Annotated in this window: 25 protein-coding genes and 2 pseudogenes; 12 read left to right on the forward strand and 15 right to left on the reverse strand. The window is 69.9% G+C overall.

Features of this window, described 5'->3' with window-relative positions; translation table 11 throughout:
* The first annotated feature begins 39 nt into the window (after nucleotides 1-39).
* Nucleotides 40-1,047, forward strand: a complete 1,008-nt coding sequence (locus BIU99_RS02605; protein WP_064294707.1) for a YafY family protein — start codon at nucleotides 40-42, stop codon at nucleotides 1,045-1,047.
* On the opposite strand, the gene BIU99_RS02610 is transcribed toward BIU99_RS02605, so the two are convergent.
* The 9 genes and pseudogenes from BIU99_RS02610 to BIU99_RS02645 all read right to left on the reverse strand — a co-directional run bounded on the left by BIU99_RS02610 (nucleotide 1,001) and on the right by BIU99_RS02645 (nucleotide 10,552).
* Nucleotides 1,001-1,588 (reverse strand): DUF1349 domain-containing protein, encoded by a 588-nt coding sequence (locus BIU99_RS02610; protein WP_071259179.1) that lies wholly within the window; start codon nucleotides 1,586-1,588, stop codon nucleotides 1,001-1,003. The genes BIU99_RS02605 and BIU99_RS02610 overlap by 47 nt on opposite strands.
* Before the next feature lie 35 nt (nucleotides 1,589-1,623).
* On the reverse strand, nucleotides 1,624-3,201 hold the full coding sequence (locus BIU99_RS02615; RefSeq protein ID WP_071259181.1) for a glycoside hydrolase family 32 protein: 1,578 nt from the start codon (nucleotides 3,199-3,201) through the stop codon (nucleotides 1,624-1,626).
* Nucleotides 3,202-3,282: 81 nt separating this feature from the next.
* Complete coding sequence (locus tag BIU99_RS02620; protein WP_071259184.1) at nucleotides 3,283-4,266, reverse strand: GH32 C-terminal domain-containing protein; 984 nt, start codon at nucleotides 4,264-4,266, stop codon at nucleotides 3,283-3,285.
* 17 nt (nucleotides 4,267-4,283) lie between these two features.
* Nucleotides 4,284-4,715 (reverse strand): annotated as a pseudogene (locus BIU99_RS20400) (glycoside hydrolase family 32 protein); the annotation flags it as partial.
* 4 nt (nucleotides 4,716-4,719) lie between these two features.
* Nucleotides 4,720-5,760 (reverse strand): LacI family DNA-binding transcriptional regulator, encoded by a 1,041-nt coding sequence (locus BIU99_RS02625; protein WP_071259187.1) that lies wholly within the window; start codon nucleotides 5,758-5,760, stop codon nucleotides 4,720-4,722.
* On the reverse strand, nucleotides 5,757-6,671 hold the full coding sequence (locus tag BIU99_RS02630; protein WP_064294712.1) for a carbohydrate ABC transporter permease: 915 nt from the start codon (nucleotides 6,669-6,671) through the stop codon (nucleotides 5,757-5,759). Before BIU99_RS02630 ends, BIU99_RS02625 begins: the two co-directional genes overlap by 4 nt.
* On the reverse strand, nucleotides 6,668-7,549 hold the full coding sequence (locus tag BIU99_RS02635; RefSeq protein ID WP_071259372.1) for a carbohydrate ABC transporter permease: 882 nt from the start codon (nucleotides 7,547-7,549) through the stop codon (nucleotides 6,668-6,670). Before BIU99_RS02635 ends, BIU99_RS02630 begins: the two co-directional genes overlap by 4 nt.
* A 70-nt stretch (nucleotides 7,550-7,619) precedes the next feature.
* Nucleotides 7,620-8,981 (reverse strand): ABC transporter substrate-binding protein, encoded by a 1,362-nt coding sequence (locus tag BIU99_RS02640; RefSeq protein ID WP_254628360.1) that lies wholly within the window; start codon nucleotides 8,979-8,981, stop codon nucleotides 7,620-7,622.
* 80 nt (nucleotides 8,982-9,061) lie between these two features.
* Nucleotides 9,062-10,552 carry a glycoside hydrolase family 32 protein gene (locus tag BIU99_RS02645; RefSeq protein WP_083397156.1) on the reverse strand — a complete coding sequence of 497 codons (1,491 nt, stop codon included), beginning with the start codon at nucleotides 10,550-10,552 and terminating at the stop codon, nucleotides 9,062-9,064.
* Between the two features lie 139 nt (nucleotides 10,553-10,691).
* Here BIU99_RS02645 and BIU99_RS02650 point away from each other — a divergent pair, with 139 nt between their 5' ends.
* From BIU99_RS02650 to BIU99_RS02665, 4 genes are all read left to right on the forward strand, one after another.
* Nucleotides 10,692-10,967 (forward strand): hypothetical protein, encoded by a 276-nt coding sequence (locus BIU99_RS02650; RefSeq protein ID WP_064294714.1) that lies wholly within the window; start codon nucleotides 10,692-10,694, stop codon nucleotides 10,965-10,967.
* Nucleotides 10,968-11,102: 135 nt separating this feature from the next.
* The gene (locus BIU99_RS02655) at nucleotides 11,103-12,086 is read left to right on the forward strand and encodes an intradiol ring-cleavage dioxygenase (protein ID WP_071259189.1); all 984 of its coding nucleotides are present in this window, start codon (nucleotides 11,103-11,105) and stop codon (nucleotides 12,084-12,086) included.
* Between the two features lie 56 nt (nucleotides 12,087-12,142).
* A complete protein-coding gene (locus tag BIU99_RS02660) occupies nucleotides 12,143-12,322 on the forward strand; it encodes a twin-arginine translocase TatA/TatE family subunit (RefSeq protein ID WP_064294717.1) in 180 nt (59 codons plus the stop codon).
* 15 nt (nucleotides 12,323-12,337) lie between these two features.
* The gene (locus BIU99_RS02665; protein ID WP_071259191.1) at nucleotides 12,338-12,814 is read left to right on the forward strand and encodes a hypothetical protein; all 477 of its coding nucleotides are present in this window, start codon (nucleotides 12,338-12,340) and stop codon (nucleotides 12,812-12,814) included.
* Here BIU99_RS02665 and BIU99_RS02670 read toward each other — a convergent pair.
* Nucleotides 12,795-14,381, reverse strand: coding sequence for an MFS transporter (locus tag BIU99_RS02670; protein WP_175484340.1), 1,587 nt, complete (start codon nucleotides 14,379-14,381; stop codon nucleotides 12,795-12,797). The genes BIU99_RS02665 and BIU99_RS02670 overlap by 20 nt on opposite strands.
* Nucleotides 14,382-14,618: 237 nt before the next feature.
* Between BIU99_RS02670 and mmuM the strand changes: the two genes are divergently transcribed.
* On the forward strand, nucleotides 14,619-15,518 hold the full coding sequence (mmuM, locus tag BIU99_RS02675; RefSeq protein ID WP_254773551.1) for a homocysteine S-methyltransferase: 900 nt from the start codon (nucleotides 14,619-14,621) through the stop codon (nucleotides 15,516-15,518).
* Here mmuM and BIU99_RS02680 read toward each other — a convergent pair.
* Both BIU99_RS02680 and BIU99_RS02685 read right to left on the reverse strand, forming a co-directional pair.
* On the reverse strand, nucleotides 15,515-16,306 hold the full coding sequence (locus BIU99_RS02680; RefSeq protein ID WP_071259195.1) for an SDR family oxidoreductase: 792 nt from the start codon (nucleotides 16,304-16,306) through the stop codon (nucleotides 15,515-15,517). The two genes, mmuM and BIU99_RS02680, sit on opposite strands and share 4 nt — an antisense overlap.
* Nucleotides 16,307-16,360: 54 nt before the next feature.
* The gene (locus BIU99_RS02685; RefSeq protein ID WP_064294721.1) at nucleotides 16,361-16,948 is read right to left on the reverse strand and encodes a TetR/AcrR family transcriptional regulator; all 588 of its coding nucleotides are present in this window, start codon (nucleotides 16,946-16,948) and stop codon (nucleotides 16,361-16,363) included.
* Nucleotides 16,949-16,980: 32 nt separating this feature from the next.
* Between BIU99_RS02685 and BIU99_RS02690 the strand changes: the two genes are divergently transcribed.
* Nucleotides 16,981-17,991, forward strand: a complete 1,011-nt coding sequence (locus tag BIU99_RS02690) for a DMT family transporter (RefSeq protein WP_064294722.1) — start codon at nucleotides 16,981-16,983, stop codon at nucleotides 17,989-17,991.
* On the opposite strand, the gene BIU99_RS02695 is transcribed toward BIU99_RS02690, so the two are convergent.
* Entirely contained in the window at nucleotides 17,909-18,526 is a 618-nt protein-coding gene (locus BIU99_RS02695) for an FMN-binding negative transcriptional regulator (RefSeq protein WP_071259198.1), read from the reverse strand. The two genes, BIU99_RS02690 and BIU99_RS02695, sit on opposite strands and share 83 nt — an antisense overlap.
* Before the next feature lie 7 nt (nucleotides 18,527-18,533).
* Nucleotides 18,534-19,448 (reverse strand): annotated as a pseudogene (locus BIU99_RS02700) (DMT family transporter).
* On the opposite strand from BIU99_RS02700, the gene BIU99_RS02705 reads away from it, so the two are divergent.
* Complete coding sequence (locus BIU99_RS02705) at nucleotides 19,447-20,859, forward strand: PLP-dependent aminotransferase family protein (RefSeq protein WP_071259201.1); 1,413 nt, start codon at nucleotides 19,447-19,449, stop codon at nucleotides 20,857-20,859. The pseudogene BIU99_RS02700 and the gene BIU99_RS02705 sit on opposite strands and share 2 nt — an antisense overlap.
* A gap of 21 nt (nucleotides 20,860-20,880) precedes the next feature.
* Here BIU99_RS02705 and BIU99_RS02710 read toward each other — a convergent pair whose 3' ends face one another.
* A complete protein-coding gene (locus BIU99_RS02710) occupies nucleotides 20,881-21,366 on the reverse strand; it encodes a pyridoxamine 5'-phosphate oxidase family protein (RefSeq protein ID WP_071259204.1) in 486 nt (161 codons plus the stop codon).
* Nucleotides 21,367-21,635: 269 nt separating this feature from the next.
* Here BIU99_RS02710 and BIU99_RS02715 point away from each other — a divergent pair, with 269 nt between their 5' ends.
* From BIU99_RS02715 to BIU99_RS02730, 4 genes are all read left to right on the forward strand, one after another.
* Entirely contained in the window at nucleotides 21,636-21,944 is a 309-nt protein-coding gene (locus BIU99_RS02715) for a hypothetical protein (protein ID WP_064294727.1), read from the forward strand.
* 81 nt (nucleotides 21,945-22,025) lie between these two features.
* A complete protein-coding gene (locus tag BIU99_RS02720) occupies nucleotides 22,026-22,358 on the forward strand; it encodes a biopolymer transporter Tol (protein WP_071259206.1) in 333 nt (110 codons plus the stop codon).
* Between the two features lie 100 nt (nucleotides 22,359-22,458).
* Nucleotides 22,459-23,109: a DUF2975 domain-containing protein gene (locus BIU99_RS02725; RefSeq protein WP_139205314.1), complete on the forward strand. Its 651-nt coding sequence runs from the start codon at nucleotides 22,459-22,461 to the stop codon at nucleotides 23,107-23,109.
* Nucleotides 23,109-23,348 (forward strand): helix-turn-helix transcriptional regulator, encoded by a 240-nt coding sequence (locus tag BIU99_RS02730; protein WP_071259208.1) that lies wholly within the window; start codon nucleotides 23,109-23,111, stop codon nucleotides 23,346-23,348. The genes BIU99_RS02725 and BIU99_RS02730 overlap by 1 nt, the downstream gene beginning before the upstream one ends.
* Nucleotides 23,349-23,356 lie beyond the last annotated feature (8 nt).

The following is a 23,356-nucleotide window of genomic DNA, read 5'->3' on the forward strand; positions in this document are numbered from 1 at the left end:
AGGACAGATCATGTCCTGCACTCGGACTACGCTCGCACCATGGCCTCACCGACCTCCAGACTCCTGCAGTTGCTCTCGCTCCTGCAGGCACGGCGCGACTGGCCGGGTGCCCTGCTCGCCGACCGGCTGGACGTCAGTCACCGCACGATCCGCCGCGACGTCGACCGGCTCCGCGAGATGGGGTATCGCATCGAGGCCACGATGGGGCCGGACGGCGGGTACCACCTCGACGCCGGGAGCGAACTCCCGCCACTGCTCTTCGACGACGAGCAGATCGTCGCGCTCACCATCGCCCTCCAGACCGCAGCCGTCGCGGGATCCGGGTTCGAGGAGCCGGCGCTCCGAGCACTGACGACCGTGAGACAGGTCCTGCCGTCACGGCTGCGGCATCGACTCGACGCCCTCGAGGTCACCTCGGTGCCCCGCTCAGGCGACGGACCGACCCCGCAGGTGGCCGTGCCGATCCTCCTCGCGCTGTCCGCGGCCATCCGCGCGCGGGAGGTGCTCCGGTTCGGGCGATCCGACGACGACCCGGAACCGCCTCGGCGCGTCGAGCCGCACCACCTGGTCACCTCCCAGGGGCACTGGTACCTCGTGGCCTGGGACCTCGACCGCGACGACTGGCGGATCTTCCGCGCCGACCGCATCGTGCCGAGGACGCCGACCGGACCGCGGTTCCGTCCGCGTGAGGTGCCGGGTGGAGACGTGCAGGCGTTCGTGGCGGCGAGGTTCAAGGGATCCGAGCAGACCGACGCCTGGCCCTGTGTCGGCACCGTCGTGCTCCACCTGCCGTTCGAGGCGGTCCGACCGTTCGTCGGCGACGGCATCGCCGAGCCCCTCGGCCCGGACCGCACGCGCTACACCGCCGGCGCATGGTCGTGGGTGGCGCTCGCCGCCTCCCTGAACCGCTTCGACACCGACATCGACGTCGTCGAGCCGCCCGAGCTCGTCGCCGCGTTCGCGCAGCTCGCGGAGCGCAATGCCGCGACCGCACAGACGGTCAGCCGTGGAGCGCGTCGTCCGGCTGACCGAGACGCACCGCGGTGAACCGGACCGTGAGGCCGGCGCGCGTCGGGGCTGCACAGAACAGCCCCGCCTCGACGTCGGTCTCCGGGTCGAGGTGGGCGACGCGGACCAGTCGCCAGTCCTCGTCGTCCACCCGTGCGCGTACGGTCACGGCGTCACCGTCGCGGCTCGCGCGCACCGTGACCGTTCGTCCGAGCCAATCGGGGACCGGTGCCACCGACCAGTCGGAGGTGCCGTGCGTGACGACCGCGCCGAGCTGGGCGACCCCGTCGGACACCTCGACCCCGGCCTTGATCCACGTCGACTCGGAGGCGCGGAGGAACACCCCGGCCTGATCGAACTGCTCGGTGCCGTCGAGGACGAACGACACCTCGATCGCCGCCCGTCGCTGCATCGGCGCGATCAGCGCGTGCTCCGTGTCGTGGACGAAACCGTAGGAGGTGTGCCGCCAGGCGTCACTGCCCTCGACGGCGTTGACAAGCAGGGAACCGTCCGGCTCCGTCGTCACCGCCGCAGGGGCCGTCGTCCAATGTCCGTGTTCGACCAGGTTCTGCAGATCCATCCGTCCATCCTGACGTATGGATGCGCGCGCTGCCCTCAGATCGCCGTGCCGAACTCGCGGATCGTGATCGCCGAGGCGGTCAGTGGCCCGCCATCGGTGTAGAGCGAGATCCCCGTGTCGCCCTCGGCGAAGTGCACCTGCTGCGAGACGACGGTGTGACCGGCGTTGACGAAGACCTCGACGCTCTGCGTGTCGACGAAGACCCGCAGATGGACCGAGCGTGCAGCCGCGTCGATCGGTGCTGCGGCCCGGGTGTACGGCTGCAGCGAGAAGCCCGCCAGGTCGGACGGTGCGCGGTCGACGTAGAGCTCGGCCCCGGCTTTCCCGATGTTGGTGTGGCGAGAGCCGTCCGCAGACCGCCCGACGGAGAGACCGACGTTGGTCGCGGTGTCCCAGGTGAGGTCGAGTTCGATCTCGTACGCCCGGCCGCTCCAGGGCAGGACGGCGCTCCCGGTGACGGTCTGGTCCGGGAGGGAGACGGTGGAGGTCACATACCCGGCCAAAGCGTCCACGGGTGAACTGAGCAGGCTGTACCGACCACCGGACTGCGCCTCGAGTCGTAGCTCCCGGACGACGGAGTTCTGACCGTTGTAGCCGTCCGAGGCGTCGGTGGGGACGTCGCGGGCCGCGTACTTCCAGTTGTTCATCCACGCGATCGCGAGCCGGCGGTCGTCGGGCGACTCCGCCTTCGGCCAGGTGACGGCGGCATACCAATCCCAGCCCCAGTCCAGCCACTGCGGGGTGAGGTCGTCGGCGGTGAACCGCGTCCCGTCCCACGTGCCCGTCCAGTAGGCGTAGGTCATGGGCAGGCCGATCGAGTAGGCGTCCATGCTGGCGCCCAAGACCCAGTGCCAGCTGCCGTCGCCCGCTCGCATCTGGAACAGGTCCGGGCACTCGATGCCACCGAGGTCGTGGTTCGGGAAGTCGAAGTTGTGCTGCAACTGCCACGTCGTGAGGTCGGGCGAGGTGTAGAAGGCCGCGTAGCGCGCCCGGCCGATGACGCACACCCATTCGTTCCTGGCCGCGTCCCAGTGGACCTTCGGGTCCCGGAACCACTCGGCGTTCTCGATCTCTGCCGGGGTCTGGGCTGCACGTCCGTCGGTGTTCACGATCACCGGGTCGGGGAGCATCGTGAACGTGAAGCCGCCGTCCGTCGACCAGTACAGGTACTGCTCCTGGTACTTCCGGACGCCGTCGGTGGGCTGCGTCGCGAGCGCGATGACCGCACCCGCACCGAAACCGGCGGTGTTCGCGGTGTCGACGACGGCGGAACCCGACCACACCGGGAAGTCCGGCTGCAGCGGCATGACGGTCCCGTGGTGGGTGAAGGCGACGCCGTCGGTCGTCGTCGCGTGATCCCAACCGCCCGGACCGTTGTTCTGGCCGGAGTGCAGGTAGTACAGCTGGTACGCGCCGTTCGTGAACACCGGTCGTTGCGGGTCGCAGAGCCACCCCGACGGCGGCGTCATGTGGAACACCGATCTGAGGGAGGCCTGCGCCTGGGCGGTGGTCGCCGCCTGGGCGGCGAGGGGCGTGCCGGTACTCGCGAACAGGGCGAGCGCCCCGAGGCCGGCGCCCTGGAGGACGGTCCGGCGGGAGAGGTCGTGCGTCATTGCTGTTCCTTTCGTCGGTGCCGCGGGCGCGCCGAAGGCACCCGTGGCGGGATGGTGCTGGATCGTGCGGTGGAAGACTGCTCAGGCGAGCGCGTGCACCTGGTCGGTGGCGGGCGCCCGGTCGAGGACGGCGACGGCCACCGAGACGGGACTGGCGCGTTCGCTCGCGAGGCTCAGCGTCGGTCGTCCGCTCCCGAGGATGACGAGGTCGGAGACGGTGGCGAGACCGCCGTCGACGAACAGCTCGAGCAGCGGGCCGTCGAGGCTCAGGAGGAGTCGAGCCGGCCGGTCGCCGACGAGCGGAACGATGCTCGTGGAGGCGAAGTCGGGGTGCACCGTGTCCATGGCACCGCCCGACCGGGTGACGGAGAGTGACGCCGTCGCCGGGTCGTGGACGATGAGGACCGCACCGTCGGTGTCGGCCGTCAGCCGGAGCCGCAACTCACCCGTGACCGACGGATCCCAGCGCAACTCGACCACGCCGTCACCCTCGAGCCCCAGGTCGACGGCGTCCGAGGACACGGCGACGGTCGTCGGGTCGATCGCGGCCAGTCGTTCCCTGACGAAGGCCGGTGGCTCCTGCACGAGTCGCTGCTCGCCGTCGACCGTGGTCAAGGACAGGCGTCTCGGGAGCGACATCGCGCCCCGCCACGGCGAGGCGGGGAGGTCGGCGGCGTAGCGCCAGTTGCCCATCCAACCGAGGATCACCGCTTCACCGTCCGGAGCGCGGTCGAACCCGACCGCCGCGTAGAAGTCCCGACCGTGGTCGAGCCGCTGCAGCTCGGCCCGCTCAGGCGTGAACACCGAGCCGTCGAAGTCGCCGACGAGATAGCTCATCGACGACCCGTCCGGGTCCTGCACGTCGCTGATCGGGTTGGTGCTGAGGAGCAGGACCCACCGGACCTCGTCCGGGCGTCCGTCGACCGCGAGCGGGATGAGGTCGGGGCACTCCCACACGACGCCGGTGGGACCGACGGGACCGACGGTGCTGAGGTGCTCCCAGGTGCGGAGGTCGGTGGAGGAGTACACGAGGACCTGACGCTCCACGGCCTCCACCGTGAGCACGTGGCGTCCTCGTACCGGATGATCTTCGGGTCGCGGAAGGCGTGCGAGCCGCGGTCGAGGATCGGGTTCTCCGGGTCGCGCTGCCAGGTGAGCCCGTCGTCCTCACTGGTCGCCCGGGACTGCGCCTGCCGACCGTCGGTGGACACGCTCGTGTAGTACGCCGTGAGGCGCCCGTCGGGACCCGCGGCGACCACGGATCCCGAGTACACCTGCTCCTCGGCGGTGTACCGCAGGGCTACCGGATGCTCGTCCCAGTGCTGCAGGTCGACGCTCGAGGCGTGACCCCAGCTCATGTTGCCCCAGTCGCCACCCTCCGGGTTGTACTGGAAGAACGCGTGCCACCGCCCGCGATGGAAGACCAAGCCGTTCGGGTCGTTCATCCAGTTCCGCTGTGGCGTCAGGTGGAAGCCGGGCCGTGGAAGGGCGTGCTGCTCGTCGTGCACGGTCACGCCCTCAGACGGAGTGCCGCGGGACGGCCGGGCAGGCGATGAGCTGCGGCCCGGCGGGCAGCGCGGCGTCGAGACCGAGCAGCCGACGGACGCCGGCCGCTCCGAGCTCGTAGTGGGGGAGGGCGACCGTCGACAGCGGCGGCCGGAGGTGGGCGGCGATGACGTCCTGGTTGTCGAACCCCATGACGGCCATGTCGTCGGGGATCCGCAGTCCGCGCTCGCGCAGCCCGTCGTAGAGTCCCATCGCCACGCGGTCGTTGTGGCAGAAGACCGCGGTGGCGCCTGAGTCGACGACCTCGGCGGTCGCCGCGTACCCACCCTCCTGCTCCGGTGAGGCCGGGAACACGAGGGCGTCGTCGAACGCCACTCCCGCCGCCTGCAGCGCCGAGCGGTACCCGGCGAGCCGGCCGGTCTGCGCCGGTGAGGGGGTCGTCGTGTTGACGAACGCGATCCGTCGGTGGCCGGCCGCGAGCAGCGCCTCGGTCGCGGTCCGCCCGCCCTGCACCTCGTCGGGCACGACGGCCGGGAGCCCGCTTCCGGCGGCGTAGCAGTCCACGAGCACGGTGTCGGTCTGGAGGAGCGCCTCGGGCACGGTGATCTCGTGGTGGAACCAGGTGGAGTACAGGATCCCGCGGACCTGGTGCTCGAGCATCATCGCGATCGCCTCCTCCTCGGCGGCCGTGTTGCCGTCGGTGTTGGCGACGAGCAGGACGTAGCCGTGGCGCCACGCCTCGTCCTGGGCGCCGTGGATGATCTGGCCGGCGAACGGGGTGGTCGCGATCGCGTCGGCGACGAGGCCGATGAACCGGGAGTGCCCCTGGGACAGCGTCTTCGCGAGGGCGTTCGGCCGGTAGCCGAGCTCCGCCACCGCCTCGTGCACCCGACGTTTGGCGTCCTCGCCGATCCGCGACCCCGGCTTGTCGTTGACGACGTGCGAGACGGTCGCCACGGAGACGCCGGCGGCCTTCGCGACGTCGCGCATCGTGATGCCCGAGGTGTTCTTCGGGTGGTCTGAGCCGGGCTTCGGCTGGTCGGTGCTGCTCATCCCTTGGTCGCTCCGCTCTCGAGGCCGCTGATCATCGCTTTGTTCAACACGAGGAACACCAACAGCAGCGGTGTGACCGTGACGCAGACGGCGGCGAACGTCGCCGTCCAATCAGTGTTCCCCATCGCCCCGATGTAGTTCTGCAGGCCGAGCGGGATGGTCTTCAATCCGTCGGAGAGCACGAAGGTGTTCGCGAAGATGAAGTCGTTCCAGATGAAGATGCTGTTGACGAGCACGACGGTGATGATCGTGTTGACCGAGAGCGGGAACGTGATCTGTCCGAAGATCCGGTACGGACCCGCCCCGTCGAGCGACGCGGCCTCGTACATCTCCTTCGGGATGTACTCGTAGAACGACGAGAACAGGTACACGGCCATCGGCAGGGCGAACGCCGCCAGCGGGATGATCATCGACAGGTGGGTGTCGAGCAGGCCGACCTGCGAGTAGTCGATGAACAGGGGGACGAGCGCGATCTGCACGGGCACGATGATGCCGAGGAGGAACAGACCGCGGACGAGCCCGCTGAACCGGAACCCGAGGACCTGGAGCGCGTACGCCGCCATCATGCCGGCGATGACGATCAGGGCACTCGACCCGAGGGTGACGATCAGGCTGTTGACGATGTTGAGCCCGAGGTTGCCGGTCGAGAACGCCCTTGCGTAGTTGTCGAGCGTCCACTCGGACGGCAGCGCGAAGGGGTTGCCACCGGCGAAGTCGGCCGCCGTCCGAAAGCTCGTGACCAGCAACCAGACGAGCGGGTAGACCTGGACGAGCACGATCGCGACGACGGTCACGGTGAGGATCGTCCGCTGCACCCGCACGCGCGGGGTGTGCCGGGGCTTCCGCTTCGGTGTCGACGCCGCCGGGGGCGCGACGTGTTCGGTCGGCCGGGCGGGGAGGGTGGCGGTCATGACTTGTCCTTCCGTCGGAGCAGCAGGAAGATGAGGCCGACGGCGACGAGACACTCGACGACGATGAACATGGAGATCGCGCTGGCGTAGCCGTAATCCGTGTGGACGAACGCCGTCTTGTACATGTAGGTGGTCAGCAGCTCGGACGACTGACCGGGCCCGCCGTTCGTCAGCAGGTACGGGATGTCGAAGCCGCGGAGGGCGAAGGTGGTCGCCATGACCGTCGTCGTGATCCACACCGGCCGGATGTACGGGAAGCGGATCCGCCAGAAGATCTGCCACCAGGAGGCGCCGTCCAGCCGGGCGGCCTCCTCGAGGTCGCGGGGCACGGCCATGAGGGCGGCGTAGATGATGAGCATGTACAGGCCGGTGAACCGCCAGCCCTCCGGGATCGACACCGCGGCGAGGACGGTCTGCACGTTCGACAGCCAGGCCGTCTGGAGGTCGCCGAGTCCGACCCACGCGAGCAGCTGGTTGATCAGCCCGACCGGTTCGAGCGCGTACAGCCGCTGGAACAGGATGGCGATCGCGACCGTCGAGATGACGGCGGGCAGGAGGTAGAGCGTCTTGACGAGCTCGCGGGCCCGGGGGAGGGCGGTGAGCAGCCCGGCGACGAGGAGCGCGCCGCCGAGCTGGAGCACCAGGCAGATCGCGAGGTAGCCGAGGGCGTTGCCGAAGGAGGTCCAGAACACGTCGTCCCGGGTGAGCATCTTGACGTAGTTGTCGAGTCCGACGAACGCCATGTCCGTGATGCCGTCCCACGAGAAGAGGCTGAGGAACAGCGACTGCACGATCGGCAGGAGCACCGCGACACCGTAGAGGACGAGCGGCGGCACGAGGAACACGATCACCGACAGCCTCGACCGGCGGGGCAGCATCGACGTCGACATCGGCTTCCGCCGCCGCGGTGGGCGGGCCGGTGCCGCGCCCACCGCGGTCTGGGTGAGCTCAGTCATCGACGTTCTCCGTGAGGGCCGCGTCCATCGTCGCGATGAACTCGTCCGGCGTGATGTCGCCCTGCACGAGCAGGGTCAGCTCCTGCTGGAGTCGGGTGTTCGTGGCCGGGTCGAGCTGGGTGTCCCACGGCATCGCGATCGCCGGTCCGACGCCGTCTGCCTGCGCCACGGAGCTGGCGTACAGCTCGGTCGCGTTCGCGGGGACGGTGGTCTGCGCGGAGGTCGTCGGCGACAGCGCGCCAGTCGCCGCGTAGAGCTCCGGGTAGCGCTCGAGGGCGAACGCGAGGAAGTCGCGGACGAGCGGGTCGTACGTCTTCGCGTTCACCGCCATGCCGATGCCGGACGGGGTGACGTACTCGTTGTCGGCGGTGACGGCGCCGTCGATGGTCGGCAGCGTGAAGGTGCCGACCGCGTCACGGACGCCGGGGTCGAGCGCATCCGTCGCGAGGTTCGAGAGCTCCCACGTGCCGATGTTGTAGACCGCGGCCTTGCCCGAGGTGAAGAGCGCCTGCGCGTCCGCGTAACCGGTCGAGGAGAAGCCCTCCTGGAAGCAGCCGGCCTGCCCGAGGTCGTACAGCCACTCGGCCGCGGCCTTCCCGGCCGGGTCGGAGAAGGAGGCCTTCCCGGCCTTCAGGTCCTGGATGTACTCGGGACCCGCCATCCGGAACGGGTAGTAGGCCATGTAGCGCTCGAGCGGCCACTGGTCCTGACCGTCGAGCGCGATCGGGGTGACGCCCTTGGCGCGGAGCGCCTTGCACATGGCGGGGAAGTCGTCGAGCGTGGCCGGGACGGTGACACCGGCGTCCTCGAGCAGGGAGCGGTTGTACCAGAAGAACTCCAGCTGGAACTCGAACGGCACCATGTAGAGCGAGCCGTCGTCGAACCGCTGGTAGTTGAGCGCAGCCTCGCGGTAGGAGTCGGCGAGACCGAGGTCCTCGAGGAGCAGGTCGACGTCGACCATGCGGCCCTGCTTCGCGAGCTTCTGCGCGAACGGGGTCGCGTCGGTGTCGAAGAGCTCAGGGAGCTTGTTCGCGGCCGCGAGGGTCTCGTACTTCTGGATGTAGGACGGGCGGTCGGGGGTCGTGATGAGGTTCAGCGAGAAGCCGGGGTGGTCCTTCGCGTACTCGTCGGCGATCTGCTCCATCGCGGTGATCACCCCGCCGTCGGCCGGGCGGGAGAGCAGCCACGAGATCTCGCGGGGGACGATGTCGCCCTTCGGATCGACGTCGGTCGGGTCCGTGGCGCTCGATCCGCCGGCGCAGCCGGAGAGGGCGAGTGCTGCAGCGGCGACGAGGGCCACGAAGGCGGTGCTGCGGGTGGGGCGCATGGTGCGGGGGCGTGCGGTGGTTGGCATGGTCGGAATCTCCGTTGATCGATCACAGGTGGGTGCGGGTGTGCGGGTGGTGGTGCAGGCGGCGGAGCGTGGTGTCGGGATCAGGACGTGGTGCTGGTGAGCAGTCGGTGTGAGGTGGGGTCGTCGTCGGAGCCGCCGCCGTCGCGCTCGAGGAGCGTGCACGCCTCGACGGTGACGGTCCCCTCGCCGACGAAGACGCCGACGCGACCGGCCGGTCGGTCATAGAGGCGCGTGCTGAGGACGACCGCGTCGTCGACGGTCGCGACGCAGAGGTCGCCGTCGACGATCACCTCGAGCTCGTGCAAGCCGGGGGCGAGGTGGCAGGGGCGTTCGAGTTCGACGACGAACGGGACGTCGCCCGAGATCTGCCACTGCTCCGTGCCGGTGCTGGAGCGGGGCCAGCGGTCGAACACGAGGCGGTCGCGCTTCGGCTCCAGGCGCAGGACGTAGCCCTCGTCGCCGTCATCGCTCGCGCGGAGGAGGACACCGCACTCGGTCGTGCCGGGGGCGATGTCGAATCGGGCGACCAGCCGGAAGGAACTCGGTGCGTCCACGGCCGACAGGGCGTCGGCGTACCCGTCGGGGGCGCTCAGGACCGTGCCCGAGGTGACGACGGTGTCCGTCGGCTCGTCAGCGGGCGCGAAGGTGTCGCGGAGTTCGGTGGGCGGATGGAAGGCCAGGGTGCCGTCGGCACGCTGCTCCGCTTCGAGGACCGACATGGTGCCGGCCCACTGCCAGGTGCCCGCGTCGTGGGCTCCCTCACGCGAGGCGATCCAGCCGAAGAAGAACCGGCGTCCGTCGCGGGCGGCGGACTTCGCCGCGTAGTAGGCGCGTCCGTCGAGCGTGTCGTGCTCGGGGACGAGCCAGGGACCGTGCAGGGTGCGCGACATCCGGTACCGGGTCGTGAACGACTCGCTGAACTCGGAGGACACGAGGTACCACCAGTCGCCCCACTGGAAGACCTCGGGGCACTCGTGGGCGATGTAGCGGCGCGGGTCCCAGAACGGCTCGACGGGTTCCCAGGTCGAGAGGTCGGTGGAGGTGCACTGGGCGATGACGCCGCGACGCCGTTCCGGGCCGTGTGCGTGTCGGGCGGTGATGAGCATCCGCCAGACGGCCGCGTCCTCGTCCCAGAAGACGAAGGGATCCCGCCAGTCGGCGGTCTCATATCCTGCGGTGGCGCCGAAGGTGTCGGCCTCCCGGCGCTCCCAGGTGCGCATGCCGTCGGTGCTGACGGCGTGCATGACGAGTTGCAGCGCCAGACCGTCGGCACCGCGGCGCTCCGGGTGCTGTCCCGTGTAGAAGACGTGGTGGATCCCGTCGGGACCCCGGACGATGCTCCCCGTGTAGACGTTGAAGTCCGGCGCGGACGGTCCGCCCGACGGCAGAGCCTCACCGAGCTCGTCGAAATCGACGAGGTTCCGGGTGGTCACGCGATGCCACGGCATGCCGATCTTGGGGACGCGACGTGACTCGTGCAGGTAGAAGAGGTGGAAGACACCGTCCTCCTGCCAGGGGATGACGTCTCCGACCCATGCGCCGTTCGGCTGATGGAACCCTCGTTGGTTCATGACGTCCTCTGCAGTGAATGGTTAATCGGTTACGCAGTTACCGTAGCGAGGCGCAGTGAAGGTGGTCAAGCGGTTAAGCAAAGTTAAGCAGCTCGAGTATCGACTTGCCTCACGCGACATTCGAACGTATGTTCGACACATGACCCGCCCGCGTCCGATCCGCCTCGACCACGACACGTGGCTCGTGATGCGGAACGACCCCGTGATCCCGAAGGCGGTCATCGAACGGCGCCGTGATCGGGGTGGTGCCGACGCGTACTTCGTCATCGCCTGGGACATCGATCCACTCAAGCGGGTGTTGATGAGTGTGCAACCGAGCCTGGAACGCGCGGACGCCCTCGTGCGGTACGACGTTCCGCGCACCGCGTCCGACCGCGACGGGCCGCCGAACGGACTCAAGGCCACCCCGCGCTGATCCACGGGCTCGGCAACCGCCCAGCAGACCCATCGACGACGTATGGACGGCTCATAGGAAGCCCATAGCCGCCACGCCGATGCTCGTCTCACGACCGATCGAGACCACCGATCGCAGACGAAGGCGAGGCGCACCATGAGCAGGATCCCAGCACCCGAGACCACCCCGGACGGCCCGGCCTACGAGGGCCGTCTACTCGACCGGGCCGACGAGGAGGTCGTCGACCAGGGCGTCGCATTCGACCTCGGAACCCTCGTCAGCCGGCGCACGGTGCTGAGCCTCGTGGGCGCCGGGGTCGGGGCCGTCGCGCTCGCCGCCTGCTCCACCGGGGCGTCCGGCAGCAGCAGCACGAGCACCGGCGCCGCGAGTACCGGCACGAGCACCGCGACCGCGACCGGCGACCTCCCATCGGGCGAGATCCCCGACGAGACCGCGGGCCCCTACCCGGGCGACGGCTCAAACGGAGCCGACGTGCTCGAGGAGTCCGGCATCGTCCGCAGCGACATCCGGTCGAGCATCGGGTCGGGCACCACCGCGAGCGGGGTCCCCATGGCGCTCTCGCTCACCATCCTCGACATGGCGAACGGTGACGCCCCGTTCGCCGACGTCGCCGTGTACGTCTGGCACTGCGACGCGTCGGGCGGCTACTCGATGTACTCCGACGGGATCGAGGACGAGACCTACCTCCGCGGCGTCCAGGTCGCCGACAGCTCGGGGACCGTCTCGTACACCTCGATCTTCCCGGCCTGCTACTCGGGCCGGTGGCCGCACATCCACTTCGAGGTGTACCCCACGGTCGCGGACATCTCCGACTCCGCGAACGCCATCGCGACCTCGCAGGTCGCCCTCCCGCAGGCGGCGTGCGACACCGTCTACGCCCTGTCGGGCTACGACGGTTCGAGCGCGAACCTCGCCCAGGTGAGTCTCGACGACGACAACGTCTTCGGCGACGACGGCGGTGCCCTGCAACTCGCGACGGTGACGGGTGACGCGACCTCCGGGTATCAGGTGGCGCTCACCGTCCGGGTGGACACCACGACGACGCCGACCGCCGGTGCTGCCCCGTCCGGCGGTGGCGGGGCTGGCGGCGGCGGAGGAACGCCGCCGAGCGGACGCTGACCGCGGCGCCACCACACCCTCCCGTCCCGACCCGCATCGACCCGAAAGGACTCCTCATGGGATTCCTCCAGAACCTCACCGGCTGGCACGCCCTCATCGTCCTCGCCGTCATCCTGCTGTTCTTCGGCGCCGCGAAGCTCCCGAGCCTCGCGCGCAGCGTCGGGCAGTCGGCACGCATCCTGAAGGACGAGGTGTCGGCCGACACCGACCCCCGCGCCGACACCCCTGCCCCCTGATCATCGGAGCGCATCGTGTTCGGACTCACCATGGACAAGCTGATCGTCATCGGCATCCTCGCGGCCGTGCTCATCGGTCCGAAACAGTTGCCGGTGTACGCCGAGCGACTCGGAGTGCTCGTCCGCACCGTCCGCGACCTCGTCGCCACGACAAAGGCGCGAGCAGCCGAGGAGCTCGGACCGGAGTTCGACCCGGCCGAGTGGAAACGCCTCGACCCTCGACAGTTCGATCCCCGACGGATCGTCCAGGAGGCACTCGTCGAGGAACGTGGGCCGGATGCGCCGCGCGAGCCGGCGGCTGAGGACCAGGACCCGACCGTGCCGTCCGCCCCGGCGAAGCCGGTCGCGAACGGTGGCTGGCAGGCCGCGCTCCTCGAACGGGTCGGACGCGACGGGGCGGATGCGCACCGCGCACCCGCCCCGATCGTGATCACCGAACGCGTCGTCCTCGACGAACGCGTCGACGAACCCGCTAGCCGGCGGGCGTCGTGACGCGTCCGTCCTGGCCGTCCGCCGCGGCGCCGGTGGTCGACGCCGGAGGCAGGATGTCGAGCGGCATCGTGTGGGTGTCGATGAGCGGGTTGTCATCCTGCCCCTTGACGAGTTCCACCGCCTCGGCCTTCGTCTCGACCGTCGGCACGGAACCGATGAGCGGACGACGAGCCGTCTCCCGCATCGTGAGCACGCCGACGCCCGCCACCGCCGCGAAGAACATGATGTAGAACGCGGGCATGAAGGTGTTCCCGGTGACCTGGATGAGGAACTCACTGAACAGCGGCGTCGTGCCACCGAAGAGCGAGACCGACAGGTTGTAGGCGATCGCCATCGCGCCGAAGCGGGACGCCGTCGGGAAGAACGCCGGCAGCGAGGCCGCAGACGGTCCCGCCCACAGGGCGACCGGGGCGGCGACCATGAACAGGGCGATGAAGATGGCCCAGATCTCACCGATCTGCATGACCGCGAACGCCGGCACCATGAGGGCGAGGGTCGCACCGACGGCCATCAGGTAGACGGGCTTGCGACCGAGCTTGTCGGACATCCGCCCGACGAGCGGCAGGCAGGCGGACATGATCAGCAGGACCGGGATGGTCGCGACCGCGGCCGTCAGGTTGGAGACCCCGACGTCCTTCTCGAGGTAGGTCGGCATGTAGCTCGTGAGCGCGTAGCCGGCGGTGTTCGTCGCGGCGACGATCGCCATCGCGATGAGGATCTGGCGCCAGAAGTGACGGAAGATCCCGAAGATCCCCTGGCGGGCCATGGGGTCCTCGTGCTCCGCCTCGATGCCGCCGGCGGTCTCGGCGACCTCGTAGGCCGGGGTCTCGGGGATCTTGAGGCGGAACCACACCGCCACCGCACCGAGCGGCAGAGCGATGAGGAACGGGATGCGCCAACCGAACTCGGTCATGGCGTCAGGGCCGGCGAGGCCCTCCGCGATCAGCGTGGTGAGGGCGACGGTCCCGGCGCCTGCCGCGAAACCGACGTAGGACCCGACATCGAGCCAGGACGCCCAGAACCCGCGTCGGCGGTCGGGCGAGAACTCGGCGACGTAGGTGGACGCGCCGGCGTACTCGCCGCCGGTCGAGAAGCCCTGGATCATCTTGAGGAGGTACAGCGGGGCGATCGCCCACAGCCCGATCTGGGCGGCGGTCGGCAGCACGCCGATGAGGGCGGTCGCCGCGGCCATCATCGACATCGTGAGGAAGAGGATCTTCTTCCGGCCGATCTTGTCGCCGAGCGGTCCGAGCACGAGCCCGCCGAGCGGACGCACGAGGAACGACACGGCGAAACCGAACAGGGTGACGAGGATGCCGGCCTCAGGAGGGAGGCCCTCGGTGAAGACGACGGTCATCGTGACCGCGAGGTAGCCGTAGATGCCGAAGTCGAACCACTCCATGAAGTTGCCGACGACGGTGCCCGAGATGGCGGTGCGGACCTTGGACGTCTTGACGACGAGGACGTCGTCGACGCGGAGGCGCCTGGTCTTGCGGGCCGGCTTCCGGCCGGTTCTGGGGGAGGGGGATGCGGGGGACGATGATGCCGCGTTGTCGCTGGAGTTCACAAGCAGTACTCGTTTCCTGACAGTCGTGTTGAATCGTTCGGCACTCGCGTAGTCGCTCAGTGCCCGAGAAATGCCGGAGGATCGCCATGCTGCACTGGCACGGAGCTCGGGGGAGCTGCACGTCGGGTGGCGGGTCGTTCTCGGGGAGAACGCGTCCTCTCGGCTCTGGACGGGTATAGACCATACCAGGTGTCCAGTGGCGCCTCATCGGGTTGCGACGCGAGCACAATGGGACGTATGGACCTGAGGCGCGGTATCTGGACGGTCGACGGCGGTCTCGGGACGCTGCTCGAAGCGCGCGGTCGAGACGTGTCCACCGTGCTCTGGAGCGCCGCGCTGCTCGCGCACGACCCTGGGGCGATTCAGGATGCTCATCAGGAGTTCTTCGCCGCGGGTGCGCAGATCGCGATCACGGCGTCGTACCAGGTCGGCTTCGAGGCGTTCGATCGGATCGGCGTCTCGGTTCCGGAGACCGAACGGCTCCTGCGGTCGAGCGTCGAGCTGGCGCGTGCGGCGCGCGACACGCGGGCCGAATCGGACCCCGACGGCCCGCTCCTCGTCGCCGCGTCGGTCGGTCCGTACGGCGCGACGCTCGGCGACGGCTCGGAGTACGAGGGTGCCTCCGGTCTCAGCCGGACCGAGCTGCAGCGGTGGCACGAGCGGCGTCTGGCCGTGCTCGTCGACGCGGCCCCCGACCTCCTCGCCCTCGAGACCATTCCGACGCTCGACGAGGCGACGGCGCTCGCCGAGCTCGTGCGGGGTTCGGGAGTGCCTGCGTGGTTGTCGTTCACGGTGGAGGGTGGTCGGCTCCGCTCGGGTGAAGCGATGGCTGAGGGCTTCCGACTGGTCGAGGGGATCGACGAGTTCCAGGCGGTGGGTGTCAACTGCTCGCACCCGGACGAGGTCCTCCCGGCCATCGCCGCTGCGCGGTCCGTGACGGACAAGGCGGTGGTGGTCTACCCGAACTCGGGCGAGCGCTGGGACGCCGACGCCCGCTGTTGGCGTGGAGCCGCCGGGGTCGGCGAGGTGGAGGCCTGGCTGGAGGCCGGAGCGACCGTCGTCGGCGGCTGTTGTCGCGTCATGCCGGCCGACATCGCCGGTGTCCGCGCGCAGGTCGACGGGTGGACGCGTTCCTAACCGACGTTGAATCCGCCGTTGCTCGAGAGCACCTGGCCGTTGATCCAGGAGCCCGCAGGCGAGAACAGGAAGCGTACGAGGTCGGCGGTGTCGGACGGCGTGCCGAGCCGGCCGGCGGGCGTCGCCTCGGCTCCCCAGCGACGGATGTCGTCGGTCATCCAGCCCGTGTCGATCGGACCCGGGTTGATGACGTTCGCCCGCACCCCGCGCTCGCCCAGCTCCACCGCCGCGGCCGTCACGATGCGGTCGAGCGCACCCTTGCTGGCCCCGTAGGGCAGGTTGTGCACGGTGTGGTCGCTCGTGAGTGCGACGATGCGACCGGCCACCCGGGGCGGCGTCTGCTGCACCGGGAGCTGTTCGGCGAAGGCCTTGATGAGCAGCCACGTCGCCCGCGCGTTCACGGCGAAGTGGCGGTCCCAGCTGTCGAGGTCCGTCGTGAGGATCGAGCTGTCGACCGACTCGCAGTGCGACATGACGAGCCCTGACACGGGACCCAGCTGCGCCGCGCGCTCGACGAGTTCGGCCGGGAACGCCGGGTCTGCGAGGTCACCGAGCACGAGCTCGACGGTCACACCGAACGCTCGGCACTCGTCGGCGATCGACTCGGGGTCGTCGGGGGTCCGTTCGTAGCCCACGCGGTCGTCGTAGGGTCGCCAGGCGTTGAGGACGAGGTTCCAGCCGTCCGCGGCGAGACCGGTGGCGAGTCCCGCGCCGATCGAGCGGCGGCGCCCGACCCCGGTGACGATGGCGATGCGGTCGGTGGCGGTGGCGTCGTCGGTGAAGTCCATCCCGAGACCCTACGCGATGTCGAGTGGTCGCCGACAGACCGCGCCCGGCCCCGGTCAGGCGGCCAGGAGTCGACCGGCGATCGCGCGGGCGGTCTCGAACGGTTCGCGGAAGGTGCGCATCCCGACCGTCACGATCGCGCCCTCGTAGAGCAACATGAGTTCGCGGGCGCGCGCTCCGGCGTCCGACAGGCCGGCTTCGGTGATGAGCTCGGCGAAGCGTTCGAGCAGCCACTGTTTCTGCCGGGTGACCTCGGGGAGCACGAGGCCGCTCGTCGCGTGGTCGGGGATCTCCGCGCGTGCGTTGACGGCACTGCACCCCTTGGGGCTGTTGTCGTCCGACCAGCCGATCGCCGCGTCGAAGATCGCGAGGACCCGGTCGATCCCGGGTTCCGGATGCCGGGCGAGGAACTCGTCGACCCAGATGCGCCAGCGCGCGTCGCGATGCTGCAGGTAGGAGAGCACGAGGGCCTCCTTGCTGCCGAAACGATCGTAGAGCGTCTTCTTCGTGACCCCGGCCGCCTCCGCGATGGTGTCGACGCCGACCGCGTGGATGCCGTTCTCGTAGAAGAGCACGGAGGCGGCGTCGAGCACGCGTCGGGCGCCCGGCGTGAGGGGTGCGAGCTCTGGAGTGTCGACCGTCATGCGAAAACTATACCAGTCTGTATACTGCGGGGATGAGTAGACAGATCGGTATACCTGTGGCGCGGATGATTCGTGCCGTCATCGTCCCCCTCGCGGCGATCGGGTTCGTCCTCGCGTGGAGCTCCGGGTTCATCGTCGCGAAGATCGGAACCGAGGACGTGCCGGTGCTCACCGTGCTCCTCTGGCGGTTCGTCCCGCTCGCCGTGGGGCTCGCGATCGTGCTGGTGCTGAGCGGGCAGTGGCGGAACGCCACCCGGGCTCAGCTGCGCTCGCAGCTCGTCATCGGCCTGTTCGCGCAGTTCGGCTACGTCGTGTTCGTCTACGCCTCGGTCGCCGTGGGCATCTCGACCGGGACGACCGCGCTCATCGACGCCGTCCAGCCGCTCGTCATCGCGGCGCTCGCCGGACCGCTGCTGCACGTGCGGGTGCCGGGTGCCCAGTGGCTGGGACTCGGGATCGGCGCGGTCGGAGTGTTCCTCATCGTGCAGTCCCAGTTCGGCGCCTCGGACGCGCCGCCGATCGCCTACGCCCTGCCCGCACTCGCCATGGCCAGCCTCATCACCGCGACGATCCTCGAACGGCGCTCGCCGCACCGATCCCCGGTCCTCCTCGCGCTGACCGTCCACGCGACGGCGACCATGGTGCTCCTCGCGGTGCTCGCCCTCGCGACGGGTGAGGCGGTGCCGCCAGGCGGCGCGACCTTCTGGCTGACGACGCTCTTCCTCGCGCTCGTCCCGACGCTCTCGGCCTACGGGCTCTACTGGTGGCTGCTGCGTCGCATCGGGGTCACGGTCCTCAACGCGCTCCTGTTCCTCGTCGCGCCGACGACCGCCGTCGTGGGTGCGCTCCTGTTCCGGGAGCCGTTCACGCTCCTGACGGCCGGCGGGTTCCTGCTCAGTGCGGCGGGCGTCGCCCTCGTGCTCGTGAGCGACGCCCGCGGTCGCATCGGTGCCCGTCGGGTCAGTGCCCCGCCGGCGGCCGATCCTGTTGACGGCGCATCTCCTCGGCCAGTGCCGGATTCCGCTCCGCAAGGTGCGCGGTGATGTCGTCGACCACCTCGGGCGCCTTGTTCTGACTGAGCTTCGCGCGGGCGTCGAACCGCCTGACACGCATGCGCAGGCCGACCGTGCCCTTCGCGGCCCGCCGGGTGCCGGCCTCGTCCTGGGACAGGTGGCGGCCGTCCGGTCGATGGTCCTCGAAGTGGTCGGTGAGTCGCGAGAGCATCTCGTAGTTCTCGTCCTCGCTGAGGACCTCGGGCGTGCCGTACAGGTGCGCGGTGACGTGGTTCCAGGTCGGGATCAGCTGGCCCTCGGGGTACCAGCTCGGCGAGACGTAGTCGTGCGGTCCCTGGATGATGACGAGGATCTCGTGCTCGCCGAGCTCGTGCGAGCGCTCGTCCGGTCGGCCGAAGTGGCTGACGATCGACAGCTCGTCCCGGTCCTCCTCGAGGATCGCCGGGTAGTGGGAGGCGACGAGACCGGTGCTCGCAGGCGAGACGAACGTCGCCCACGGGTGGTTGCGGATGAGGCGCTCGACCTCGTCGACGTCGGTCATCAGGTAGGTGGGGGTGTGGCGCATGGTGGGGTCACTTCCGGTCGAGACGGGTGCGGACGGCGAGGCCGGCGCACAGGATGACCACGAGCCCGCCGAGCACGGTGGCCCAGTCGAGTCGCTCGCGGAGGATGAGGGCCGCCCAGACGATGCTCAGCACCGGCTAGACGAGTTGGATCTGGCTGACCCTGGCGATCGGGCCGATCGCGAGTCCGCGATACCAGGCGAAGAAGCCGAGGAACATGCTCACGACGCCGAGGTAGCCGAACGCCAGCCAGCTACCGATGGCTGCGGTCGGCGGCTGCTGGACGACCGCGAGTGCCGTGAGGGCGACCATGAGCGGTGATGCCACGACGAGCGCCCGGGAGATGGTCTGCCAGGAGCCCAGCTCCCGTGCGAGCAGTCCGCCCTCCGCGTAGCCGATCGCGGCTGCGACGACGGCGCCGAGCAGGAGGAGGTCCGACCAGGCCATCGGGGCCAGGCCGCCGTGCTGCACCGAGGCGAAGACCATCGCCGCGACCGCGCCCGAGCCGGCGAAGATCCAGAAGCGACGCGTCGGGCGCTCGCCGCCCCGGAGGACGGCGGCGACCGCCGTCGCCGCCGGGAGGAGGCCGATCACCACGGCGCTGTGACCGGCGGGAGCGGTGGTCAGCGCGAAGGAGGTCAGGAGCGGGAACCCGACGACGACGCCGCCGGCGACGATCGCGACGCGCGCCCACTGCACACCGGTCGGTCGCCGCGCTCGCATGGTGGCGAGGGTGATCGCGGCGAGCAGGGCTGCGACGACCGCGCGCCCGGAACCGATGAAGAGCGGCGAGAGGCCGACGAGGGCGACCTTCGTGACGGGGACCGTGAGGGAGAACGCCAGGACGCCGAGGGCGCCCCAGCCGAGCCCGCTGCGGGATAACACTCGCGTCGGTGTCGCGATAACGCTACTCTGTGGACTCATGGACAACGATAGCACCGGGCGGATCGTCGCCGCCATGACCGCTTGGATCGCAGCGGCTCCTCCGGGTGCACGCGTGCCCTCCAACCGGGCGTTGACCGCCGAGTTCGCAGCGAGCCCCGTCACCGTCCAGAACGCGATGCGCCAGCTCGCCGGGCGAGGGCTCATCGAGAGTCGGCCGGGCGTCGGCACCTTCGTGCGGGCGGCTCGTCCGGCGCGGTCGGTGGACTACGGCTGGCAGACCGCTGCGCTCGGCGCGCTCCCGTGGCGCTCTGGCGCGCTGTCCTCGGCGCAACGGTCGGTCGCACCCGCCGCGATCGCGATGCACTCCGGATACCCCGCCCGAGAACTGTTGCCTGAACGGCTGGTCCGCGCCGCGCTCGCGCGCGCCGCCCGCACCGACGTGGCGATGACCCGATCGCCGGCGGCCGGCTCGCCGGAGCTCCAGGCGTGGTTCGCAGCCGACCTCGCGGCAGCCGCACCGCCCGGGGTCGCGCCGCCGACCGCCCGGGACGTCATCGTGATCTCCGGCAGTCAGAGTGGACTCAGCTCGATCTTCCGGGCACTCGTCGGCCCTGGGCAGCCGATGCTCATCGAGTCGCCGAGCTACTGGGGCGCGATCCTCGCGGCCGAGCAGGCGGGCGTGACGCTGGTCCCGGTGCCGACCGGTCCCGACGGACCGGACCCGGACGTCGTGGAGCGCGCGTTCCAGGACACCGGTGCGCGGGCGTTCTACGCACAGCCGACCTTCGCGAATCCGACCGGAGGTCGTTGGTCGCCGGAGACGGGGGTCGCGATCATCGAGATCGTCCGGCGACACGGCGCGTTCCTCGTCGAGGACGACTGGGCCCACGATCTCGCGATCGACGTCGATGCCCGGCCGCTCGCCGCGCTCGACGACGACGGCCACGTCATCTACCTGCGGTCGCTGACCAAGAGCGTCTCGCCCGCGTTGCGCGTCGCCGCCGTCATCGCCCGGGGCCCGGCCCACGACCGGATCCTGGCCGACCTGGCCGCCGAGTCGATGTACATCAGCGGGGTCCTGCAGGCCGCCGCCCTCGACGTCGTCACCCAGCCCGGGTGGCGGTCGCACCTCCGCGGTCTGCGACCGCTCCTCCGTGCTCGACGGGACCTGCTGGTCGCGAGTCTGCGCGAGCACGCCCCGACGGCGCACCTCGAGCGGCTGCCGCTCGGTGGACTGAACCTGTGGCTGCGGCTCCCGGAGGGCACCGATGTGCCGCGCGTGGTCCGCGCATGCGAGAGCCGTGGGCTCATCGTCTCGGACGGCACCGAGTGGTTCCCTGCGGAACCCGCGGGGCCCTACGTGAGAGTCAACTACTCCGGCGAGGACGCGGGCCGCTTCGATGAAGCGGCCCGCATCCTCGGCGGTGTCCTGGCGGACGAACGTGCCTGAAGGTGTTCAGGCGACCGCTCGTTACAGGTCGAGCTTCGCGTTGTCGCCGCCGTCGTAGGTCTCGCCGGTGACCTTGGACTTCACGAACGCGACGGCGGTCGCGATCTTGCCGCCGGGGCTGTCCCAGTACTCGGCGCTGTCGGCCGAGAACTTGAGCAGACCGACGCGCGGGTCGGAGGGGCCGTCCGGGAACCATGCCTCGACGACGCTGTTCCACAACTCTTCCAGCTTGGCGTGGTCCTCGACGACTTCGGCGGTGCCGGCGAGCGACACCCACGAACTGTCCGAGCTCAGCGTGACGCCGGCGTTCGGGTTGACGTCGAGCTGCTGCACGGCGGAGGCGTCCTTGCCGACGATGAACCACAGGTCGCCGTCGAACTCGCGCTCCTGGACGGTGAGCGGGTGGGCGACGAGCTTGCCGTCGAGGTCCACCGTGGTGAGCATCGCGAAGCGGAATTCCGCGAGCAGCTTGTTGAGGGTCGTGTAGGGGTCGGTGTCTCCGGCCATGGGGTCTCCTTCGTCTCGTCGACCGGCCCGTCGGTGTCGGGGTGCCGGTCTGCGTGGCTCGCAGCCTACGACTCGTGGCCCCGACCGCACCTGGATGGCGCCGACCGTTGACGTGAGGCGGATCTTCTGCTCCTGTGGCGAGTCCGGCCGACGTGTCCTGTCGCCGTCTCCGGTCGCCCCATCGCACATCTCGTGCACGAGCGCCATGCTCCCGCCGTTCCCGGGTCCGCTCACTAGCCTGGACTCTTCATCACCGTAGGGAGAGACACATGAACACCTCATCGCTCACGAACCAGATCAACGAGGCGCTCGCGGCACTTGGCGGCGGTCCGTTCCTCACGACGAAGACCACCGAGCAGGACGCCACGACCACGGTCACCGGCACCCTCGGTGACAGCGAGATCCACATCGACTTCATCGAGGAGGGCAACGGCACCGAGGCCGAGAAGGACCACACGGTCGTCGTCCGCGACGCCTCGGGCAAGCAGATCGGCGAGGGGCGCGGTGACTCGACCTTCGCCGACGCCATCTCCGCCTTCGGCTGGGCGGGCGTGCTCGACGCCGTCAAGAACGGCTGATCGCGCCATCATGACCTCGAGGGTCCGGTCTCGTCCGCGTTCGCGGTGGGCCGGGCCCTGTGTCGTCTCCAGGAGGCACCCGTGACGCCACGATCGGACGACGGGCCGGAGGAGGACGACCACTGGTTCGTCGTGAACGGTAGACGCTGGCGCCGGACGGATCCGAGTCTGCCGTCGGAACTCGTCGCGTCCCTCCAGTCCCACCTCGGCCGCGGGCGCTCCGGCGTCGGCGTCGCGAAGCGGGCAGGCGATGACGACGCGGTCGCTGCTGCCCGCCGCCGGGTCGGCCTCGCCAAGCACGGGCTCGGTGAACGCGGCCCGAAATGGTGGGAGGAGCCGGAGGCCGATCGACTCGGGCGCGCCGAGGCGGCGCTGCGGGAGCTCGACGCGCTCGACGAGTCATCAGCAGGGTGATCCGGCCGGGTGGACCTGCTCTCCGCCCGCTCTTGCGTTCTGATCGATCTCGGCATATCGTTTATCGATACCAACGACAATCGATATGGATGTGATGATCATGACCGAGTCCACCGATCGCCCGACGCCGTCCGGCTTCGACCACGCGGCCTGGCAGGCTGCGAAGACCCAGCGCTCCACCCGCAACGACCTCGTGTCCGTGCTCGGTGCCGCCGTCGTCGCGGCGGGGGCCGTCGTCGTCATGCTCGTCCTCCGGCTGCTCGACGTCTTCGGCACCGACGGGACCCGGGTGCCCGTGTTCTTCGACGCCGTCGACACGGTCCTGCCGGGTGCGGCAGGAACCGGCGCCTTCACGATCGACCAGGGCTCGGTCGTCGTCGCCGACCTCCCGGTGGCGACCTTCGTGTGTGTGCTGCTCGCCGCGATCCTGCCGGCGATCGCGAACCTCGTGGTCATCGTCTGCGCGTTCCGCTTCTTCCGCCGTCTGCTGCGTGGCGATGCCTTCGCACCCGGGAACGCACGGCTGCTCTCGATCGCCTCGATCGCCATCCTCTGCGGGTGGATCGCGGACACCTGGTTCGGCACGATGGCCTCGAACGGCGCGCTCGCTGTCGCGACCGACGGGGCCGTCGAGGGGACCCCGTATCCGCTCACCTGGATCCCGTTCTTCGTCGCCATGGCGGTTGGCGGCCTCGCGATCGCCTTCCGCGCCGGTGAGCGCCTGCGCGCCGACACCGAGGGACTCGTCTGATGGTGCCGACGCCCGAGGAGGACGTCGCGACCGGTGTGCACTGCAACCTCGACCGGTTGCTCGCCGACCGTGGGCTCACCCTCGCCCGGCTCAGCGAGCTCGTCGGGGTGAGTGTGGTGAACCTCTCGGTGCTGAAGAACGACCGCGCGAAGGCGATCCGGTTCTCGACCCTGACGGCGATCTGCCGGGTGCTCGACTGCACGGTCGGCGAACTGCTGGAGCTCGACGACACCCGCTGAGTGGTTCG

It is taken from the genome of Plantibacter sp. MMLR14_011, assembly GCF_001865025.1.
In the GTDB taxonomy this organism is placed as follows: Bacteria; Actinomycetota; Actinomycetes; order Actinomycetales; family Microbacteriaceae; genus Plantibacter; species Plantibacter flavus_A.

Coding starts and splice junctions, on each gene's coding strand:
- BIU99_RS02605 (WP_064294707.1), top strand. CDS start 40: ATGGCCTCACCGACCTCCAGACTCCTGCAGTTGCTCTCGCTCCTGCAG.
- BIU99_RS02610 (WP_071259179.1), bottom strand. CDS start 1,588: ATGGATCTGCAGAACCTGGTCGAACACGGACATTGGACGACGGCCCCT.
- BIU99_RS02615 (WP_071259181.1), bottom strand. CDS start 3,201: ATGACGCACGACCTCTCCCGCCGGACCGTCCTCCAGGGCGCCGGCCTC.
- BIU99_RS02625 (WP_071259187.1), bottom strand. CDS start 5,760: ATGAGCAGCACCGACCAGCCGAAGCCCGGCTCAGACCACCCGAAGAAC.
- BIU99_RS02630 (WP_064294712.1), bottom strand. CDS start 6,671: ATGACCGCCACCCTCCCCGCCCGGCCGACCGAACACGTCGCGCCCCCG.
- BIU99_RS02635 (WP_071259372.1), bottom strand. CDS start 7,549: ATGCTGCCCCGCCGGTCGAGGCTGTCGGTGATCGTGTTCCTCGTGCCG.
- BIU99_RS02640 (WP_254628360.1), bottom strand. CDS start 8,981: ATGCCAACCACCGCACGCCCCCGCACCATGCGCCCCACCCGCAGCACC.
- BIU99_RS02645 (WP_083397156.1), bottom strand. CDS start 10,552: ATGAACCAACGAGGGTTCCATCAGCCGAACGGCGCATGGGTCGGAGAC.
- BIU99_RS02650 (WP_064294714.1), top strand. CDS start 10,692: ATGACCCGCCCGCGTCCGATCCGCCTCGACCACGACACGTGGCTCGTG.
- BIU99_RS02655 (WP_071259189.1), top strand. CDS start 11,103: ATGAGCAGGATCCCAGCACCCGAGACCACCCCGGACGGCCCGGCCTAC.
- BIU99_RS02660 (WP_064294717.1), top strand. CDS start 12,143: ATGGGATTCCTCCAGAACCTCACCGGCTGGCACGCCCTCATCGTCCTC.
- mmuM (WP_254773551.1), top strand. CDS start 14,619: ATGGACCTGAGGCGCGGTATCTGGACGGTCGACGGCGGTCTCGGGACG.
- BIU99_RS02680 (WP_071259195.1), bottom strand. CDS start 16,306: ATGGACTTCACCGACGACGCCACCGCCACCGACCGCATCGCCATCGTC.
- BIU99_RS02685 (WP_064294721.1), bottom strand. CDS start 16,948: ATGACGGTCGACACTCCAGAGCTCGCACCCCTCACGCCGGGCGCCCGA.
- BIU99_RS02690 (WP_064294722.1), top strand. CDS start 16,981: ATGAGTAGACAGATCGGTATACCTGTGGCGCGGATGATTCGTGCCGTC.
- BIU99_RS02695 (WP_071259198.1), bottom strand. CDS start 18,526: ATGCGCCACACCCCCACCTACCTGATGACCGACGTCGACGAGGTCGAG.
- BIU99_RS02705 (WP_071259201.1), top strand. CDS start 19,447: ATGGACAACGATAGCACCGGGCGGATCGTCGCCGCCATGACCGCTTGG.
- BIU99_RS02710 (WP_071259204.1), bottom strand. CDS start 21,366: ATGGCCGGAGACACCGACCCCTACACGACCCTCAACAAGCTGCTCGCG.
- BIU99_RS02715 (WP_064294727.1), top strand. CDS start 21,636: ATGAACACCTCATCGCTCACGAACCAGATCAACGAGGCGCTCGCGGCA.
- BIU99_RS02725 (WP_139205314.1), top strand. CDS start 22,459: ATGACCGAGTCCACCGATCGCCCGACGCCGTCCGGCTTCGACCACGCG.
- BIU99_RS02730 (WP_071259208.1), top strand. CDS start 23,109: ATGGTGCCGACGCCCGAGGAGGACGTCGCGACCGGTGTGCACTGCAAC.